Raw genomic sequence first — 15,930 nt, 5'->3', positions numbered from 1 at the left:
CTGATGAGGGGTCCGTTGTGCCGGCCGGACAGGCCGGGACGTGGTCCGTGGGGGATGAGACGATGCTGCAAATCAGTCGGACGCGTTCCCGTCAGACGCCCGTCCTGCTTCTGCTGGCTCTGGCGGTCCTGTGCCCCCTGGCGGCGGGGGCTGCCGACGTGTCCGGCGAGGCAACTCGCCCGGCGCTCGAGAGGGACCAGGTCGAGGCCGAGCGGGCTGCCCTCGAGGCGCGGATCAAGGACGTCGAAGGGGCTGAGATCGAGGAGGAGGTCCGGCAGAGACAACTGGCGCCGCTCCTGCAGCTTCGGCAGGTCCTCGCCGACACGTTGACCCACCTGGACGCGATCGAACGCCATCGGGCCAGGGCATCCCAGTCCCGGCAGGAGAGGGAGGGCGCCGCCGCTCGGCTGGAGGCCCTGAAGGCCGGATCCGCCGTCCCTGCAGTGCCGGCCGAGCCGCAGGTGCCGCCCGACGCCTCGCTGGCGCAACTGGAGCAGGCGGCGGCGCAGGTCGATGCCGATCTGGCCGCGGCCGGCCGGGCGCTGGCCGACGTCGACGCCCAACTGCAGCGGCGTACCGACCGTCGCAAGCTGGTGCCGGATCGGATCGCCGAGGTCAGTGGGCAGTTGGAGGACGTGAACGGGCAGTTGGCGGCGCCGGCGCCCGCCGAGGAACCGGCCGATCTCACGGCGGCCAGGATACGGAGCCTCGGGGCCAGGGGACAGGCCCTGGAGAGCGAACTGGAGGCCCTGGCCGAAGAGATCCCCAGCTACGACGCGACGCGTGAGATCGTTCTGACCCAGCGCGACCGGGCCGCGCAGAGGGTGGCGGCGCTGGAGAGGCTGAGCAATGCCTGGAACGAAATCGTCAACGAGCGGCGCATCCGCGACGCGGCGACAGAGGCCGCACGGGCGCGTCGGGAGGCCGCCCGCGCCCTGCCGCCCCTGAGAGCCCTGGCCGAGGAGAATGAACGCCTGGCCCGGGAGCGCACCGATCCGGAAGGGGCCGCTGCCGGCATCAGCCGTGTCCTCGGCCTGTCGGAGCGTATCGATCGGCAGGCTCAGGACCTGCGGGAGGAACTGGACGGCATCAAGGAGCGGGTCCAGCTTGCCGGAGGGTTCACGAGGGGCATCGGCCTGCTCCTGCTCAGGAAGCGCGACGAACTGGCGGACCTGGGCCGGCTGCGGCGCGATATCCGCAGGCACCAGGAGGAGATGTCCCGCATCGCGCTGGCGAGGGTGGACATCGCCGAGCAGCGGCGTGCGGACCCCGAGTCCGTTTTTGCGGGCGTCATGGCGGGTCTCGATCCGGGGCTGTCCGAGGCCGACCGCGAGGTGATCGAGACCCAGGCCCGACAGCTTCTTCAGACCCGGCGCGAGTACCTGGACGCTCTGACGGGGGACCACGACGCGTACTTCGCGAGGCTCGGGGAACTGCTGAAGAGTGAGCGGGCGCTGTTGGGGGTGTCGGAGCTGTACCAGCGGTACATCGACGAGCACATCCTCTGGGTGCAGAGCGCGCCTTCCCTGGGAGGGACGACGCTTCCGCACGCGGTGCAGGCCGTGCGCGGCTTCCTGGCGCCGGCCGGCTGGGCAGCCGTGGGCGGGGCGCTGCTCGCCGACGTTCGCCGCCACCCGGTCACCGTTGGGTTCGCCGTCCTGATCCTGATCGCCTTCCTGCTCTCCCGGCGTCCGTTGCGCAGGCGCCTGGTGGCCCTGGGCGAGGCCGTGCAGGGGGCACAGCGGACCCGGTTCGCCCCGACGTTGCGGGCGCTTCTGGTGAGCCTTCTGCTCGCTGCGCGCTGGCCGGCGCTCCTGCTGTTCCTGAGCTGGCGCCTGGCGGCGGACGCGGGGCTCCCCGAGTTCGTGTACGCCGTGTCGTACGGGCTCCGCTCGGCCGCGCTGATGCTCCTTGTGGCCGCGTCGGCGCGTGCCCTGTGCCAGAAGGGCGGGCTGGCCGACCGCCACTTCCGGATGCGCACGGAGGCCCGGCAGGTTTTGTTCCGGCATCTGTCCTGGTTCGCTGCCGCCGCGCCGTCGCTCGCCTTCGTCTTCTTCGCTCTTCAGAGACAAGGCAACGAGGTCTGGGCGCAGTCCCTGGGGCGACTGGCCTTCATGCTGGGGCTGCTGGCGCTCTCGGCCCTCTCCATACTGCTGCTGCGGCCCGGTGGGCAGGTAATGCAGGCCGCGCTGGCCCGCCGGCGAGGTGGCTGGCTGGACCGGCTGCGCACCATCTGGCTCATCGTCGGCGCCGGGGTGCCCCTGGCCATCGCCGCCCTGGCCGGGTTCGGCTACTACTACTCCGCTCAGCAGCTTCAGCGGCGTCTGCACGGCAGCATCCTGCTGCTGCTGGGCACGCTGCTTGTGGGCGGGCTGCTCTCCCGCTGGCTGCTGGTCGTGCGGATGCGGCTGGTCCTCAAGCGCGTGCAGCAGGAGCGCCAGAAGGAGGCCGACTCGACCGGCCCTGCGGCCGAGTCAGCCCGGGACGGCTCCGTGCCGGTCGCCCGGGAGGAAGAGGAGGAGAGCGTCTACTCGCTGGGTCTTCAGACGATGCAGCTCCTTCGGTTCCTCGTGACGTTTGCCCTGGTCGTCGGCCTCTGGCTCGTCTGGGCCGACGTCCTTCCCGCACTCAACGTGCTGAAAGGGGCCGTCCTGTGGAACACGGAGGTGGCGGGCGAGACGGTCCCGATCACCTTGGGCAGCGTGGCGTTCGCCGCCCTGGCGGTTCTGCTGACCGTCATCGCGAGCAAGAACCTCCCGGCCCTGCTCGAGATCGCCATCCTCCAGAACCTGCGCATGGACCGCGGCGTGCGGTTCGCCGTCACGTCGCTCACCAGGTACACGATCTCGATCATCGGCGTCGTCGTCGCGTTCGGCGCCATCGGCATCGGATGGGCGAAGGTCCAGTGGCTGATCGCCGCCATGACCTTCGGGCTGGGCTTCGGCCTGCAGGAGATCTTCGCCAACTTCGTCTCCGGCCTGGTGATCATCTTCGAGCGGCCCATGCGGGTCGGCGACACGGTGACCGTGGGCGACACGACCGGGACGGTCACGCGCATCCGCATCCGGGCTACCACAATCCTGGACTGGGACCGCCGGGAGATGATCGTTCCGAACAAGGAGTTCATCACCGGCCGGCTGGTGAACTGGACCCTCTCCGATACCACTCACCGGCTGCATTTCCCGGTCGGGATCGCCCATGGATCCGACACGCGACTGGCGGAGCAGACGCTCCTGCGTCTCGCCCGCGAGGATCCGGACGTGATGGAGGACCCGGCGCCCGCAGTCGTCTTCCGGGGCTTCGTCGACAGCGCACTGGACTTCGAACTCCGCCTGTTCATCCCGAGCATGGAGGTCTACGGCGCCGTCTGGCATCGCATGAACATGGCGATCGACGACGCGTTCCGCAAGGAGGGCATTGAGATCGCCTTCCCGCAGCATGACGTTCACATCCGGTCCGTGGACGTTCCGTTCCCCGTCGACATGGCCCACCCGCCCGAGCGGGAGGATCAGTAGCTGCTGCGGGCGAGCACGACCGGGCCGGCGACGGCCTCGCGGTGTGCGGGACCGTCCTGTTGGGCCCACGGTATTCGGCACAGAGGGGAGGAGCGGCATGACGGCACAGCAGACCGACCACGTGATCGTTGCCGTACACGTCACCGACCGCGCGAGACACGCGGGGGAGGTCCAGGGCATCCTGACCGAGTACGGGGCGATCGTCAGAACCCGCCTCGGGCTGCACGACACGACGGGTGCGCCCTCGCCCAACGGCCTCATCCTGCTGGAACTGGCCGAGTCAGGGCCGGGGGCCGAGGCGATGATCGCGAAGCTGGCGGCCATCCCGGGCGTTGAGGTTCAGACGATCACCTTCGGGCACTGAACCCGCCGCCTACTTCAGGCCCATGTCGACGAGGTTCCGGTAGCTGATCCCGAGGGACTCGAACGGATCGCGGTCGTAGCAGTTGTCCTGTTCGATCATGGCGTATTCCACGCCGCCCTGGCGGCAGGCCTCGATGATGGCCGGCCAGTTCAGGTTGCCCTCGCCGATCTCTGCGAAGCGCTGCTCGCGCTCGGGCGTGACGCACATGTCCTTGAAGTGCACCACCGGCTCGCGCCCGGCACAGCGGCGGATCCACTCCGCCGGGTCGCCGCCGCCGGCCTGGATCCAGTAGGTGTCCAGCTCCATCTTCAGCACGTCCGGCGAGCTTTCCCGGCAGACCATGCCCAGCCACGTCTCGCCGTTTACGCGCGCGAGTTCATGGTTGTGGTTGTGGTAGGAGAAGTCCATGCCGACCTCGCTCAGCCGCGCAGCGATCGGCCCCAGCTCGTCCAGGAAGCGCCGCACGCCGTCGGCGCTGCGATAGTCGCCCGGCAGCCCGCCGATCGCCGGATGCCGGCAGCCCAGCACCTGATGCTCCTCGATCAGCTCGTCGAGCGAATCCGTGAAACGATTCCATCCCGTGTGCGTGGACCCGACGTCCAGCCCGTTGTCCCGACAGATCCGCGCGACCTCGGCCATGTCCACCGGGCCGAAGCCGGACACCTGCACGCAGCGATAGCCGATGCGGGCCACCTTCTCCAGCGTCTCCCGCACGCCCTCGATGGTCTTCGTGAACTGCCTGACCGAGTAGAGCTGCGCTCCTATGGTGAAGTCTGCCATCTCAACCGTCTCCTCAGCAAATGACACGGGCATTCCCGGGCGGCATCCGGTCCGCGGCCCCCGGCTGTCCCACCATGGCGGTGCAGGTTCCGGGAGTTCCGTCGGCCGTGCTCGCCCGCCGACCGGGACGATGGTATGCGAACGCCGGCTTCATGGCAAGGCACAGCTGCCCGAGCCCGCCGCTTCTGGCATGCGGGCTTGCCCGGAACCTGTGCCATGTCTCCGCAGCAACGCCCCAGGACTGCTCCGCCGCTCTGGTAACCCCCGCTTTCTGAGCGGGTGGCTACGTGCAAACCCTTGCTTTCTGAGCGATTCAGTGCGATAATGCCCCCGTATCCTGAGCGCCGTTGGCCTGTTGGCCGCTCAGCCGTCCATGTGGGGAAACGTCGATGAGGCGCATGGTTGAGCAGGAACTGCTCCGTTGGAAGGAGTCAGAGCGCCGCAAGCCCCTCATCGTGCGCGGGGCGCGCCAGGTCGGCAAGACCTACTCCATCGAGAGACTCGGCAGAGACAGCTTCGATGGGGTTGTACGCGTGGACCTTGAACGGAACCGCGACTGGCACCGTGTGTTCGAGGGGAACCTGGCGGCCCAGTCCATCGTTTCCGAGCTTGAGGTCCTGACCAACAGCAAGATAGCGCCAGGCGAGACGCTCCTGTTCTTTGACGAGATCCAAAGCTGCCCTCGTGCCATCACGGCCCTCCGGTACTTCTTCGAGGAACTGCCTGAGCTCCATGTCGTCGCCGCAGGCTCCCTCCTTGAGTTCGGTCTGGCAGAGATATCGTTCCCCGTGGGGCGGGTCCAGTTCCTTGAGATGCACCCGATGACCTTCGCCGAGTACCTTTGGGCTATCGGGAAGGACAAGGCTGCTGAGGTCGTCCTTGGCGAGCCGAGCAAGACGCCTGATGCGGTTCACACGATGCTGCTCGATGAACTCAGACGGTACTGCTTCGTCGGCGGCATGCCGGAGGCCGTTGGCACGTACGCAGAGAGCCAATCCATGCAAGACGCCTTCGAGGTCCACCGGGAGTTGTGCGACACATTCCGTGAGGACTTCTCGAAGTATGCCGCACGCTCTGACCCCGACTGTCTGAACGCAACTTTGAGTGGGGTTGCCCGCAACGTTGGCCAACAAGTGAGGTATTCCCGCCTTGCGGAGGGGCACGCCCACACGACGGCCAAGAGGGCCTTCAATCTGCTCTGCCGAGCACGTGTCGTCAACAAGGTCCCCTCCGCGACGCCGTCAGGATTGCCGCTCGGCGCAAAGGAGTCGGCTGCCAGGTTCAAAGCCATCATGGTGGATATCGGTCTCTGGCAGCATCGCTGCGGCATGAAGGTCGAGGAGGAGTACGCGAAGAAAGACCTGCTCGACGTATACCGTGGCGCGATGGCCGAGCAGTTCGTCGGTCAGGAGATGATGGTCTCCCAGACCTCGGACCTGCACTACTGGGCGCGGGAGGCAAAGGGGAGTACGGCGGAGGTAGATTACCTGGCAGTTGTTGACGGCTCTATCTATGGAGTCGAGGTCAAGAGCGGGCCGGCCGGCAGGCTTCGAAGCTTGCACGTGATGCTCGAGAACTACCCGACATGCAGGGGTGGACTGGTGTTCTCAACCGGGCCCTACGGCGAACTGCCCGGACAGAAGCTGACGTTCATCCCTCTCTACTTCGCCCACTCAGCGACGCGGCAAAGAGCGAGTGTCTGATGGGAAGCGGCGGTTGCCGACGGCATCCGGCTCTGGCCCGGGCCGTGACGGCGGGTTGCCAGGCCGGGCTTTCGCCTGTTCGAGCCTGCTCGTCCGCGCCGGATCCCGTCTCACGTCGGCGCCTGCGAGCGAGCGGCAACGCGTGACTTCCGCGCGTGGTTCGGGTAACATGGCCTTGCCTGTCGGGGGCGTGTTTCCCGTCCGTCAGGCGCCACCGGTCCGCCCGTAGCTCAGTCGGATAGAGCGGCGGTTTCCTAAGCCAGCCCGTCCGAATCTGCAAGCCACTTCTTGCAGAAGACTTGCGCGAAAATCGGCTTATTCTCCACATTTCCCCGCCGCAGAATCGCCGCAGTTCTTCACTGAGCCATCTCTGCGCCGCAGGCGTCCTTGATAGAGTTGAGTTTCGCCCCCGGACGGCTTAGAATGCCTTCTGTGCCGATACTGAGGTGCTATGCTCATGAAGACTGCCAGGTTCACCTATCCTGAGTCGCTGCCGGCCCTGGCGAACCTTAGCCCGGATGAGTTCGAGGCCGAGGCGCGCATGGCCATGGCAGCGAAGCTGTACGAGCTCGGCCGGCTCACGTCCGGACAGGCGGCACTGATGGCCGGGGTCAGCCGGGTCGACTTCCTGTTGTCCTGCCGCCAATACGGCGTTGCCTCGGTGAGATGGGATGAGGCGGAGATGCGCCGGGAGTTTGGCGACCAGTGAGGCCGACCGTCGTCTCCAACACCGGACCGCTGATAGCCCTGGCGGCAGCCGAACTCCTGACTGTCCTTGGTCGCCTCTTCGAGAAGGTACTGGTGCCGGTAGCCGTCCGCGACGAGATCAACTCGGGCACGGGGGGCGCCGCCCGATACGATGAGATGGCGAACCGCACACAGTGCCTGGAGGTCTGCGCTTCGGGCGACCCGCCGGCCCTGCTGGCCGACGTGCTTGACGCGGGCGAGAGCGCGGTCATCCAGCTCGCGCTCGAACAGGACGTGCCCCTGGTGTTGATGGACGAGCGCAAGGGCCGGAAGGTTGCGGCCGAGGTGTTCCACCTGGAGGCCGTCGGCACGGTCGGCCTGCTGCTGCGCGCCAAACGTGAAGGCGTCATCCCCCGTCTTGCGGGTCCTCTCTCTCGCATGCTCGCCGCGGGGTACTACATCCACGAAGGCATCGTTACCGAAGCCCTCCGCCGCGCCGACGAGGAGGACTCTCCGCTTACGCCTTGCCCGTGAACCGCACCATGCCCCGGCAGGACAGGCTTGACGCGAGCCAGCGCTCCCCATATGCTGTTGGAGAGTCGATGGGCCGTGTCTCCCGCGGCGGCATGCGACGAAGTCCCTGGGTGGTTATGTGGCTGGCGAGTGGAGGGAGCAAGGGCCTTGGCGGCCCGGATGCTGGGGACAGTCGGGCTCCGGCCTGCCCCTATCGCGCCGCAGAATCGCCGCAGAATGGGGCCCGAAGAACGAGATCAGGCGAGATCGGATGAGATTGGCGAAAATGGGCAGGAGCCGGCGGAATGCTATAACCCTTTTCCATCGCGTTGGTTATGACATGATCATACCGGTGCGCCCGTAGCTCAGTCGGATAGAGCGGCGGTTTCCTAAACCGCAGGTCCCGCGTTCGAGTCGCGGCGGGCGTACCACCTGCCCTTGCGTCGTCGGGCCGCGCCTGACGGGCGCGCCTACGGCTTGTCGATGACGGCCGCCGCGTTGCCGCCGGTGCCTCCCCGCACGCGCAGCTCACACAGGGTCTGCACTCCCGACGGCGCGCGGACGAACCATTCCAGCTCGCGCCCGTCGGTCAGGCCGGCGAGGTGGCCCAGGGACTGGTGGCCGGTGCGCGAGAGCAGCCGGACGCCGTCGGCGGGGCGGAAGTCGATACGCACGCCCTTCAGGCGGCGCAGTCCGCGGCCTTTGTTCGAGACGTGCGTGGGGAATTCGCCGCGGTTGGCAATCCGGGCTCTCACGCGGTAGACGTCCCCGCCGACGGCCTCCGCCCGCGGCTCCTCGATCACGACGCGCGGATGCCGGGCGACGTGGTCGAGCGTGAACCGGTACGTGCCCTCGGCGATGCGCTTCAGGTCGGTGAGCGTGGGGCCGGCCATGTACTTCCTCACCAGGCCGCCGATCTCCACGCGGCCGAGCTGAGGATGCCGATGGGGCGTCCATTCACCGCAGACGGGCAGGCGGTCCTTCTGCCCGTCCCACCACTTCATCATGCGGCGGATCAGGGCCTCCTGGTCCTGGTCGGAGCGCACGGCGAAGATGTCCTCCCGGGTCCCCATGCCGGCGCTGTTCAGCAGGGTGCCCAGCTCGAACTCGAAGACGAACAGCCCCAGGTGGTGGTAGCCGAAGTTGTGGAAGTGGCCGCGCAGGTTCACGTCCCGCTGGTAGTCCCGCCGATACTTGACGACGGGGATGACGGGGAACCCCGTGTGCCGGGCGCCGATCTCGGCCAGGTCTTTCAGGACCTTGAGGTCGTCGGCGTCCAGGTCCGCGTCCGAGCCGGTCGAGGGCGGGCGCAGGACGCCGTTCGGGCCGTTGTGGTAGCCCAGGACGCCGAAGATGTTGTCGTGGGCGAACAGGAACTCCGCCATGGCGCGCATCTCGGGCTCGCTGAAGGGGAAGTCGCCGGCGCCGGACTGCGCCGGCTCGGGCTGCCAGTCGTAGGACCAGTTGCGGTTCCAGTCGAAGCTGCGGCCCTCGACGCGGATGTTGTCGGTGCCGTCCCACTCGTGGATCATGCCCTCGGGCAAAGTGCGGTAGAAGGGCGGCCGGCTGCCGGTCGTGCGGCGGATGAGCAGGCGGCTGTCGTCGGGGTCGACCACGAAGTTGCCGTTCGGGTGCTCCTGCCGCATCGTCAGGATCAGGCCGTCGCCGTCCACGTCCTCCTGGTAGAGCGTGTTCGGCTCCCGCTGGGACCGGTCGGTGCGGCTGCGGATGGAGCCCGAGGTGGTGACTGCGAACTCGGCGCCGTCGGGATTGAGCCGGGGCACGACGTAGAAGGCGACTCTCTTGAGGAGGTCCGAATGGATGTGGTCCTGACAGAGCCGGCGGCAGGTCAGGAGCGCGGCATGGGTGCCGGACAGCTCGATCGCGTGGATGTTGCCGTGGATGAGGTACGCGGGCTTGTCCTCGGCGGGGCCGGTGGCTCGATCGGTGATCGTCAGCAGGTGAATGGCACGGCCCTCGCGGGACGTCCCGAGGGCCGAGAGGCCGACCAGTTCGGGCCGGACCTCCGCCAGTCTCTGCACGTATGCCGTGACTTCGGCGTCGGTGAAGAAGTGGTCGAACGACAGGGTCGGCAGGCGCTGGAATCTCTGAGCGGGCATCGGGCGTCCCTTCATGCTCACGCATTGGAGGTCAATACCGGTCGTTCCCGACCGATAGATTACGGCATGGGTCGGCAGAGTCAATGCGCCGGGCCGCAGTCCGGGTCCTCAGAGGGGCCGGGTCAGTATTCGAAGAGTTCGTGGCGGATCTGCCGGCGCGGAACGCCTTCGGACCGGAGATCCGACTCCAGCCCGGCCACCATCTCCGGAGGGCCGCAGATGAGGAACTCGTAGCGGGACGGCGGCTCCTCCAGTCGACTGCGCAGCAGGTCGGGCGTGATGAAGCCCACCTCGAACGTCGCGTGTTCCTCGACGCCACTCAGGACGTGGATGAGGTCCACGTGACCGGCCGCTTCCAGCTCCTGCCGGTGCGCGATGTCCGCCTCCTGCTGATTTCCGTAGAACAGGAAGGCCTCGCGTCCCGGCCGGCGCTTCAGCTCGTCGATGATGCGCAGGAAGGGCGTGATCCCGATGCCGCCGGCCAGCATGACGACGTGGCGATCGGTTTCCAGGGCTGCTCGTCCGAATGTGCCGTAGGGACCGTCGACCAGTATTCGTTCGCCGGGGGTCGCCGTCTGCAGAGCGCGCGTGGAGCGGCCCAGCGCCTTGACGGTGATGCTCAGGCGGCCGGTCTCCGCGTCGAAGCGGGAGACCGTGAAGGGGCGTACCGAGCCCCGGGGCCCACGACGGAAGAAGGCGAACTGCCCGGCGGCCGGCTGCAGCCGCCGGCCCAGGGGGCGCAGCGTCAGTTCCACGACGTCCCGGGCGACCGGGCGGACGTCCGCCAGCTCGTAGGGTGCGCTGAACACTCCGAACCGAGCCAGTATGCGCAGGACGTAGAAGGCCCCCGTGAGCACGAACAGCCCCTGCCACCCGTACCGCAGGCCGGTTCCCTGCAGGGTCGACCCGATGGGGTAGCCGTGCACGAACGCGAGCGGCAGCATCAGGTAGGCGCCCAGATGGGTCACATACCACGCGCGGCGGCCCATGACGCTGCGCAGCAGTGTGCTGGTGAGGACGATGACGCCCAGGAGGCCCAGGGCGACCAGTCCCAGCGGCACCAGGACGTCCAGGGGCGGCGGCAGGCCGCCGGCAAAGAGCCGCAGGCCGTGCTTCGTCAGGTAGTAGGGGGTGATGAAGGTCGGATGCAGGAGGAGCAGCACGAACCCGCCCACGCCCAGCAGCCTGTGCACCCGCAGGGCCCAGAGGTAGTCCGGCGTCAGCCACCGCGCGACGGCCTGGCGGTAGCCCAGAAGGAACTGCCAGACGAACAGCACGGTGGCGCCCAGGGAGCCGATCTTCGCCAGCAGCTTCCACGTGTTGAGCGCGCGCGTTGCCTCGTTGAGCTGGATGAAGAACGGCGGCGTGGCGGCCGTGATGAGGATCAGCCCGATGATGAACGCCTTGCGTTCGACTGGTCGCATCCTTCCCTCGGCATCCGCCCGCGCGGCGGGCCGCCCCTTCTCGGTTCGCCCGGGGCGTCTGCACGATAGCCGTGGTCCGGGCTCCATGTCAAGCGGGGCGGCATTCCGGAGCCCCCGGCGTACGGGTTGCCGGCCGTCTCCTTGGATGCCCGGGCCTTCTGTGCTACCTTGGGTTGTTCGCTGTTCTGCACGGTCTGGCGGTTCTCACCCGAGGAAGGGAGTCCGGGGATGGCGCGGTTGTCCGTGGCGTTCAAAGTGCTTGTGCTGGTGGTTCTTGTTGTCTCCGTGTCCGACTGCGCCTCCGCGCGGCCCGCACCGATGGCGGGGCGTTCGGCCGTCCGCAGCGTGAAGAATGTGATCGTGCTGATCAGCGACGGCTGCGGGTTCCGGCACGTTGAAGCGGCGAGCCTGTACAGCGCCGGAGCGCCGGGACGCAGCGTCTACGAGTCGTTTCCCTGCCGCATCGCCATGAAGACCGACCCGCTGGTCCGCACGGACGACGGCCGTGCGCCGAGCGGGTATGACCCGGAAGCCGTCTGGGCGGACTTCGATCACGTCCGACGGGGATGCACGGATTCGGCCGCCGCCGCGACGGCACTATCCACCGGCCGCAAGACCACGAACGGTGCGATCGGCGTCGACGCCGAGGGCCAGCCGCTCCGCAATGTGCTCACCCTCTGCGAGGAACTGGGCATGGCCACCGGCGTGGTTACCTCGGTGCCGATCTCGCACGCGACGCCGGCCGGTTTCGCGGCCCACAGCAGCAGCCGCAACCACGTCGAGGAGATCGCCCGGGAGATGATCCTGGAGACCGCCATCGACTGCATCATGGGCTGCGGGCATCCCTGGTATGACAGCGACGGGCAGCGGCGGCCGGAGGCGGGCTCCTACGGCTACGTCGGGGGCGCCGATCTGTGGGGCGCCCTGGTGGCCGGCCTGGCCGGCGCCTGGGACCCCGTGCGGCACGACGCCGACGGAGACGGCCGGCCGACGGCGGGGGAGTGGGTTGACGCCGATCACAACGGCATCGCCGACGACGAATGGACGCTCGTGCAGTCCCGCGAGGAGTTCCGGCGTCTTATGGACGGGCCGGCACCGCGGCGCGTGATCGGCATCCCGCAGGTGGGCGGCACCCTGCAGTGTTCGCGCGGCGGAGATCCGGAGGCGGCGCCCTACGTCGTGCCACTCAACCAGGGCGTGCCCACGCTGGCCGAGATGACGCGGGCCGCGCTGAACGTGCTGGGGCGCGGACCGGACGGCCTGTTCCTCATGGTGGAAGGCGGGGCCGTGGACTCGGCCTCGCATTCGAACCTCTCGGGGCGCATGATCGAGGAACAGTGCGACTTCAACGACGCCGCCGCCGCGGTCGTCGAGTGGGTCGAGGCGAACAGCAACTGGGAAGAGACGCTGCTGATCGTCACGGCGGACCACGAATGCGGCTACCTGACGGCCGGCGAGGGGGTCTGGGCCTACGAACCACTGGGGGGACGGGGCATCGGTCGGATGCCCGAGATGGCGTGGAACAGCGGCAGCCACACCCGGCTGCTCGTTCCCCTCTACGCTCGGGGCACGGCGGCGGCCGGCTTCGCCGCCCGGGTCGTCGGACGCGACCCGCATTTCGGTCCGTATGTCGACAACACGGACGTGGCGAATCTGATCTTCGATGCGCTCGGCGATCCGCAGGACTGAAGGTGCCGGCCTCGCCGACACGGAGAGGGCCCGTGGGGGCCGTCCGCCGCCGTTTCGCGCGTTGACAGGCAGGGGGCCGGATGGGAGAATGGAACTGACTGGTCAGTTCTGTCTTCCCCGGAGGGGATCGGGTGCGCCACTATCATATGCGCCACATGGGCCGCCCGGGAGACGCGCCGAAGAAGAGCGTTGGGGACATCCTCCGTTCGTACGGCCGTCTGCTCGGGTACGTCCGGCCGTGGTGGTACCTCATGGTCTGCGTGCTCGGCCTGGCCGTGCTGACCGAGGTGCTGCGGCTGGTCCAGCCGTGGCTGTTCAAGGCGTTTGTGGACGACGCCCTGCCGAGCACCGGCTACCGGCTGCATGCGGTGTTGGCGGCGGTGTTCGTGGGCACCTTGCTGGGCGCGGCGCTCGCCGGCGCTCTGCACAACTATCTCTCCGCGATGCTCGGCCAGCGGATCGTGCGGGCCGTGCGCAACCAGCTCTACAGGCACCTGCAGGACCTGTCCATCCGGTTCTTCGAGGACCACCCGACCGGCGAGACGATGTCGCGCGTCGTGAATGACTCCGAGGCCGTGGAGTCGATGCTGGTCCACTCGGTGGAGGTGGTCGTCACGTCGATGCTGAGGCTGCTCGGGGTGGCCGGCCTGCTGTTCGCGATGAACGCGCGCCTGGCCGCCCTGACCCTGATCCCCATGCCGTTGATCCTCGCCGCGGTCCTGTTCTTCACCCGCGAGTTCCACTCGCGGTTCGGGGCGTTCCGGCAGAAGATCGCCGATCTGAACACGTTCGTGCAGGAGCGGATATCGGGAGTGCGCGTGGTCAAGTCCTTCTCCCGCGAGCGCCAGGAGACGGCCGGCTTCCAGGACCGCACCCAGGACTACTACGACGCCTCGATGGACGTGGCCCTGCGGTTCGCCGTCTTCCACCCGCTCATGCAGGTCCTCACGGGCCTCGGGCTCCTGTTCGTCTTCATCGCCGGCGGGCGCATGGTCCTCAACGGCACGCTTCTGCTGGGGGAGTTCGTCGCCTTCCAGATGTACGTGGGCAGCTTCTACCGGCCGATCCAGGAGTTGTCCCGGCTGCTTGCCCACGGGCTGCCCCGTTCCACGGCGGCTGCCGACCGCATCTTCGAGTTCCTGGACGAGACCCCCGAACTCGCCGTCGCGCCCGACGCGATCCGTCCCGAGCGGCTCGAGGGCCGCATCGAACTGCAGGGGGTCGGGTTCGCCTATCGGTCCGAACCCGTCCTGACCGACATCGACCTGACCATCCGGCCCGGCGAGACCGTGGCGCTGGTCGGCCCCAGCGGCGTCGGCAAGACGACGCTGGTGGACCTGATCTGCCGCTTCTACGACGTGCAGCGCGGGTGCGTGCTCATCGACGGTGTCGACGTGCGCCGGTACGACCCGCCCGCCCTCCGCGAGCACATCGGCATGGTGCTGCAGGAGCCCTTTCTGTTCAACACCACGCTCCACGAGAACATCGCCTACGGCCGCCCCGAGTGCAGCGAGGCGGACGTGTACCGGGCCGCCGAGCAGGCCGGTGCCGACGCGTTCATCCGTGAGATCCCCGACGGCTACCAGGCCGTCGTCGGCGAGCGCGGCGTGAAGCTCTCCGTCGGCCAGAAGCAGCGCATCTCCATCGCACGCGCCCTCTTGCGGGACCCCGCGGTCCTGATTCTCGACGAGGCCACCTCGGCCGTGGACACCATCACGGAGAAGGCGATTCAGGATGCCCTGGCCGCTGCCGCACGGGGGCGCACCACGATCCTGATCGCCCACCGGCTGTCGACCACCGACATCGCCGACCGCATCGTCGTGCTGGACGGCGGCCGGCTGGTCGAGGAGGGCACCCAGGAGGAGCTGCTCGCGCGGGGCGGCAAGTTCGCCGAACTCTGGGAGATGCAGAGCCTGGGAGTCTCGACCGAGGACAACAACCGCCGCCCGCCGGGCTGACATGCCGCGGCGTCGCCGTCACGTCTCCCGCCTGCGACGGCACGGGCCAAGGCAGTCTTCGTCCGCGTAGCGGCCGTAGAGGTGCGGGCGCCGCAGCAGGAAGGTGACCCCCCGGAAGTCGCCGCCCAGCCAGTCCAGGTAGCCGTCGTCCCGCGCGACCGTGGCCATGGTGAACTCGTCGTAGCCCTCGTTCCAGGCCAGGAGGTCGCCCTTGCGGTCGATGATGCAGCTCCCCCGTACGTCGTTGCGCGCGACCACCATGCAGACCTGGTTGTCGATGGCGCGCGTGCGCATGATGGCCTTCCAGCGGCTCTCGTTGAACACGGGGTCGCCGGGGGAGAAGCGGTCCGCCCGCAGGTCGCCCATGATGGGGAAGCAGATGAACTCGGCCCCGTTCAGTGCCGTCATGCGTGCCGACTCGCACACGGTCGTGTCCATGCAGATCAGGCAGCCGACGCGGCCGTGCGGCGTCTCAAAGACGGGGAAGGAGTCGCCGGGCAGCGAGCCGTTCAGGCCCTCGCTGATGGCCAGGTGCACCTTGTCGTAGATGCCCTGAATTCCCTCCGGGCCGATCAGCACCGCGCTGTTGCGCGTCGCGTCGCCGTCGCGTCGGCGCAGCCCGAGCACGACGTGGGCGCCGTGGTCGCGCGCGATCTGCTGGAACGGCTCCGTCGCCGGCCCCGGCACCTCCACGGCGCCGGCCGGGCCGCGCCCGGCGACGACGACTTCCGGCGTGACGATGAGCTGCGCCTTCCTGCGACAGGCGGCCCGCACGAGCGTCGCGTAGACGTCCACCCCCTCGGCGACGTCCGTCGGCAGGCCGAGTCCACGCGAAAACCCCTGGATGCGCATGCGGTCCCGCGTCTGGCGCGTCTCGTTGACGATGCAGACCTTGACCGGCCTGCGGCCGGGCACGTCGGACTGGGCGATGGAGGGCGGATCCCACGTCGCCTGCCCGCGGTCGGCCCACCGGAACACCAGGCGCACGGTCAGCGTCGTGGCGCCCTTCGGCGCCTTCGCAATGCATTCGAACTCCATCGTGCCGGGCGCCGCCGCGCGGGGCAGCAGGTAGTTCCAGGGCCGGCGGGGGCGGACGTCGCCGGGCTCCCAGTCGCCCCAATGGGCGATGGCCACCAGGCAGTCACGCGCGTTCGGCAGGCCCCTGTGCCGCGCCGTG

The 15,930-nt window shown here is 68.5% G+C and carries 11 protein-coding genes and 1 tRNA gene; 8 read left to right on the top strand and 4 right to left on the bottom strand.

Features of this window, described 5'->3' with window-relative positions; translation table 11 throughout:
* Positions 1–62: 62 nt before the first annotated feature.
* Positions 63–3,515 (top strand): mechanosensitive ion channel, encoded by a 3,453-nt coding sequence (locus tag GXY85_06490; GenBank protein ID NLW50477.1) that lies wholly within the window; start codon positions 63–65, stop codon positions 3,513–3,515.
* Between the two features lie 97 nt (positions 3,516–3,612).
* A complete protein-coding gene (locus GXY85_06485; GenBank protein ID NLW50476.1) occupies positions 3,613–3,879 on the top strand; it encodes a hypothetical protein in 267 nt (88 codons plus the stop codon).
* Between the two features lie 9 nt (positions 3,880–3,888).
* Here the strand turns inward: GXY85_06485 and GXY85_06480 are convergent, their stop codons facing one another.
* The gene (locus tag GXY85_06480; GenBank protein ID NLW50475.1) at positions 3,889–4,659 is read right to left on the bottom strand and encodes a sugar phosphate isomerase/epimerase; all 771 of its coding nucleotides are present in this window, start codon (positions 4,657–4,659) and stop codon (positions 3,889–3,891) included.
* 389 nt (positions 4,660–5,048) lie between these two features.
* On the opposite strand from GXY85_06480, the gene GXY85_06475 reads away from it, so the two are divergent.
* The 4 genes from GXY85_06475 to GXY85_06460 all read left to right on the top strand — a co-directional run bounded on the left by GXY85_06475 (position 5,049) and on the right by GXY85_06460 (position 7,993).
* Entirely contained in the window at positions 5,049–6,362 is a 1,314-nt protein-coding gene (locus tag GXY85_06475) for an ATP-binding protein (GenBank protein ID NLW50474.1), read from the top strand.
* Positions 6,363–6,819: 457 nt separating this feature from the next.
* Positions 6,820–7,071, top strand: a complete 252-nt coding sequence (locus GXY85_06470; protein ID NLW50473.1) for a UPF0175 family protein — start codon at positions 6,820–6,822, stop codon at positions 7,069–7,071.
* Positions 7,068–7,583: a DUF3368 domain-containing protein gene (locus tag GXY85_06465; GenBank protein NLW50472.1), complete on the top strand. Its 516-nt coding sequence runs from the start codon at positions 7,068–7,070 to the stop codon at positions 7,581–7,583. Before GXY85_06470 ends, GXY85_06465 begins: the two co-directional genes overlap by 4 nt.
* Before the next feature lie 333 nt (positions 7,584–7,916).
* Positions 7,917–7,993 (top strand) — tRNA-Arg (locus tag GXY85_06460).
* 39 nt (positions 7,994–8,032) lie between these two features.
* Here the strand turns inward: GXY85_06460 and GXY85_06455 are convergent.
* Positions 8,033–9,682, bottom strand: coding sequence for a hypothetical protein (locus tag GXY85_06455; GenBank protein NLW50471.1), 1,650 nt, complete (start codon positions 9,680–9,682; stop codon positions 8,033–8,035).
* A 122-nt stretch (positions 9,683–9,804) separates the two neighbouring features.
* Positions 9,805–11,106, bottom strand: coding sequence for a hypothetical protein (locus tag GXY85_06450; protein ID NLW50470.1), 1,302 nt, complete (start codon positions 11,104–11,106; stop codon positions 9,805–9,807).
* Positions 11,107–11,334: 228 nt separating this feature from the next.
* Here GXY85_06450 and GXY85_06445 point away from each other — a divergent pair, with 228 nt between their 5' ends.
* The gene (locus GXY85_06445) at positions 11,335–12,795 is read left to right on the top strand and encodes an alkaline phosphatase (GenBank protein NLW50469.1); all 1,461 of its coding nucleotides are present in this window, start codon (positions 11,335–11,337) and stop codon (positions 12,793–12,795) included.
* A gap of 131 nt (positions 12,796–12,926) precedes the next feature.
* Complete coding sequence (locus GXY85_06440) at positions 12,927–14,753, top strand: ABC transporter ATP-binding protein (GenBank protein NLW50468.1); 1,827 nt, start codon at positions 12,927–12,929, stop codon at positions 14,751–14,753.
* An 18-nt stretch (positions 14,754–14,771) separates the two neighbouring features.
* Here the strand turns inward: GXY85_06440 and GXY85_06435 are convergent, their stop codons facing one another.
* A complete protein-coding gene (locus tag GXY85_06435) occupies positions 14,772–15,605 on the bottom strand; it encodes a carbon-nitrogen hydrolase family protein (protein ID NLW50467.1) in 834 nt (277 codons plus the stop codon).
* Positions 15,606–15,930: the final 325 nt, after the last annotated feature.

The sequence above is a fragment of the Candidatus Brocadiaceae bacterium genome (assembly GCA_012728835.1).
Taxonomy (GTDB): Bacteria; Planctomycetota; Brocadiia; order SM23-32; family SM23-32; genus JAAYEJ01.
Note: the sequence above shows the minus strand (reverse complement) of the source record. Positions and strands in the feature narration are given on the sequence as shown.

What these genes read in the sequence shown, in the direction of transcription:
- GXY85_06490 (NLW50477.1), top strand. Translation starts at nt 63, where the DNA reads ATGCTGCAAATCAGTCGGACGCGTTCCCGTCAGACGCCCGTCCTGCTT.
- GXY85_06485 (NLW50476.1), top strand. Translation starts at nt 3,613, where the DNA reads ATGACGGCACAGCAGACCGACCACGTGATCGTTGCCGTACACGTCACC.
- GXY85_06480 (NLW50475.1), bottom strand. Translation starts at nt 4,659, where the DNA reads ATGGCAGACTTCACCATAGGAGCGCAGCTCTACTCGGTCAGGCAGTTC.
- GXY85_06475 (NLW50474.1), top strand. Translation starts at nt 5,049, where the DNA reads ATGAGGCGCATGGTTGAGCAGGAACTGCTCCGTTGGAAGGAGTCAGAG.
- GXY85_06470 (NLW50473.1), top strand. Translation starts at nt 6,820, where the DNA reads ATGAAGACTGCCAGGTTCACCTATCCTGAGTCGCTGCCGGCCCTGGCG.
- GXY85_06455 (NLW50471.1), bottom strand. Translation starts at nt 9,682, where the DNA reads ATGCCCGCTCAGAGATTCCAGCGCCTGCCGACCCTGTCGTTCGACCAC.
- GXY85_06450 (NLW50470.1), bottom strand. Translation starts at nt 11,106, where the DNA reads ATGCGACCAGTCGAACGCAAGGCGTTCATCATCGGGCTGATCCTCATC.
- GXY85_06445 (NLW50469.1), top strand. Translation starts at nt 11,335, where the DNA reads ATGGCGCGGTTGTCCGTGGCGTTCAAAGTGCTTGTGCTGGTGGTTCTT.
- GXY85_06435 (NLW50467.1), bottom strand. Translation starts at nt 15,605, where the DNA reads ATGCGCATCCAGGGGTTTTCGCGTGGACTCGGCCTGCCGACGGACGTC.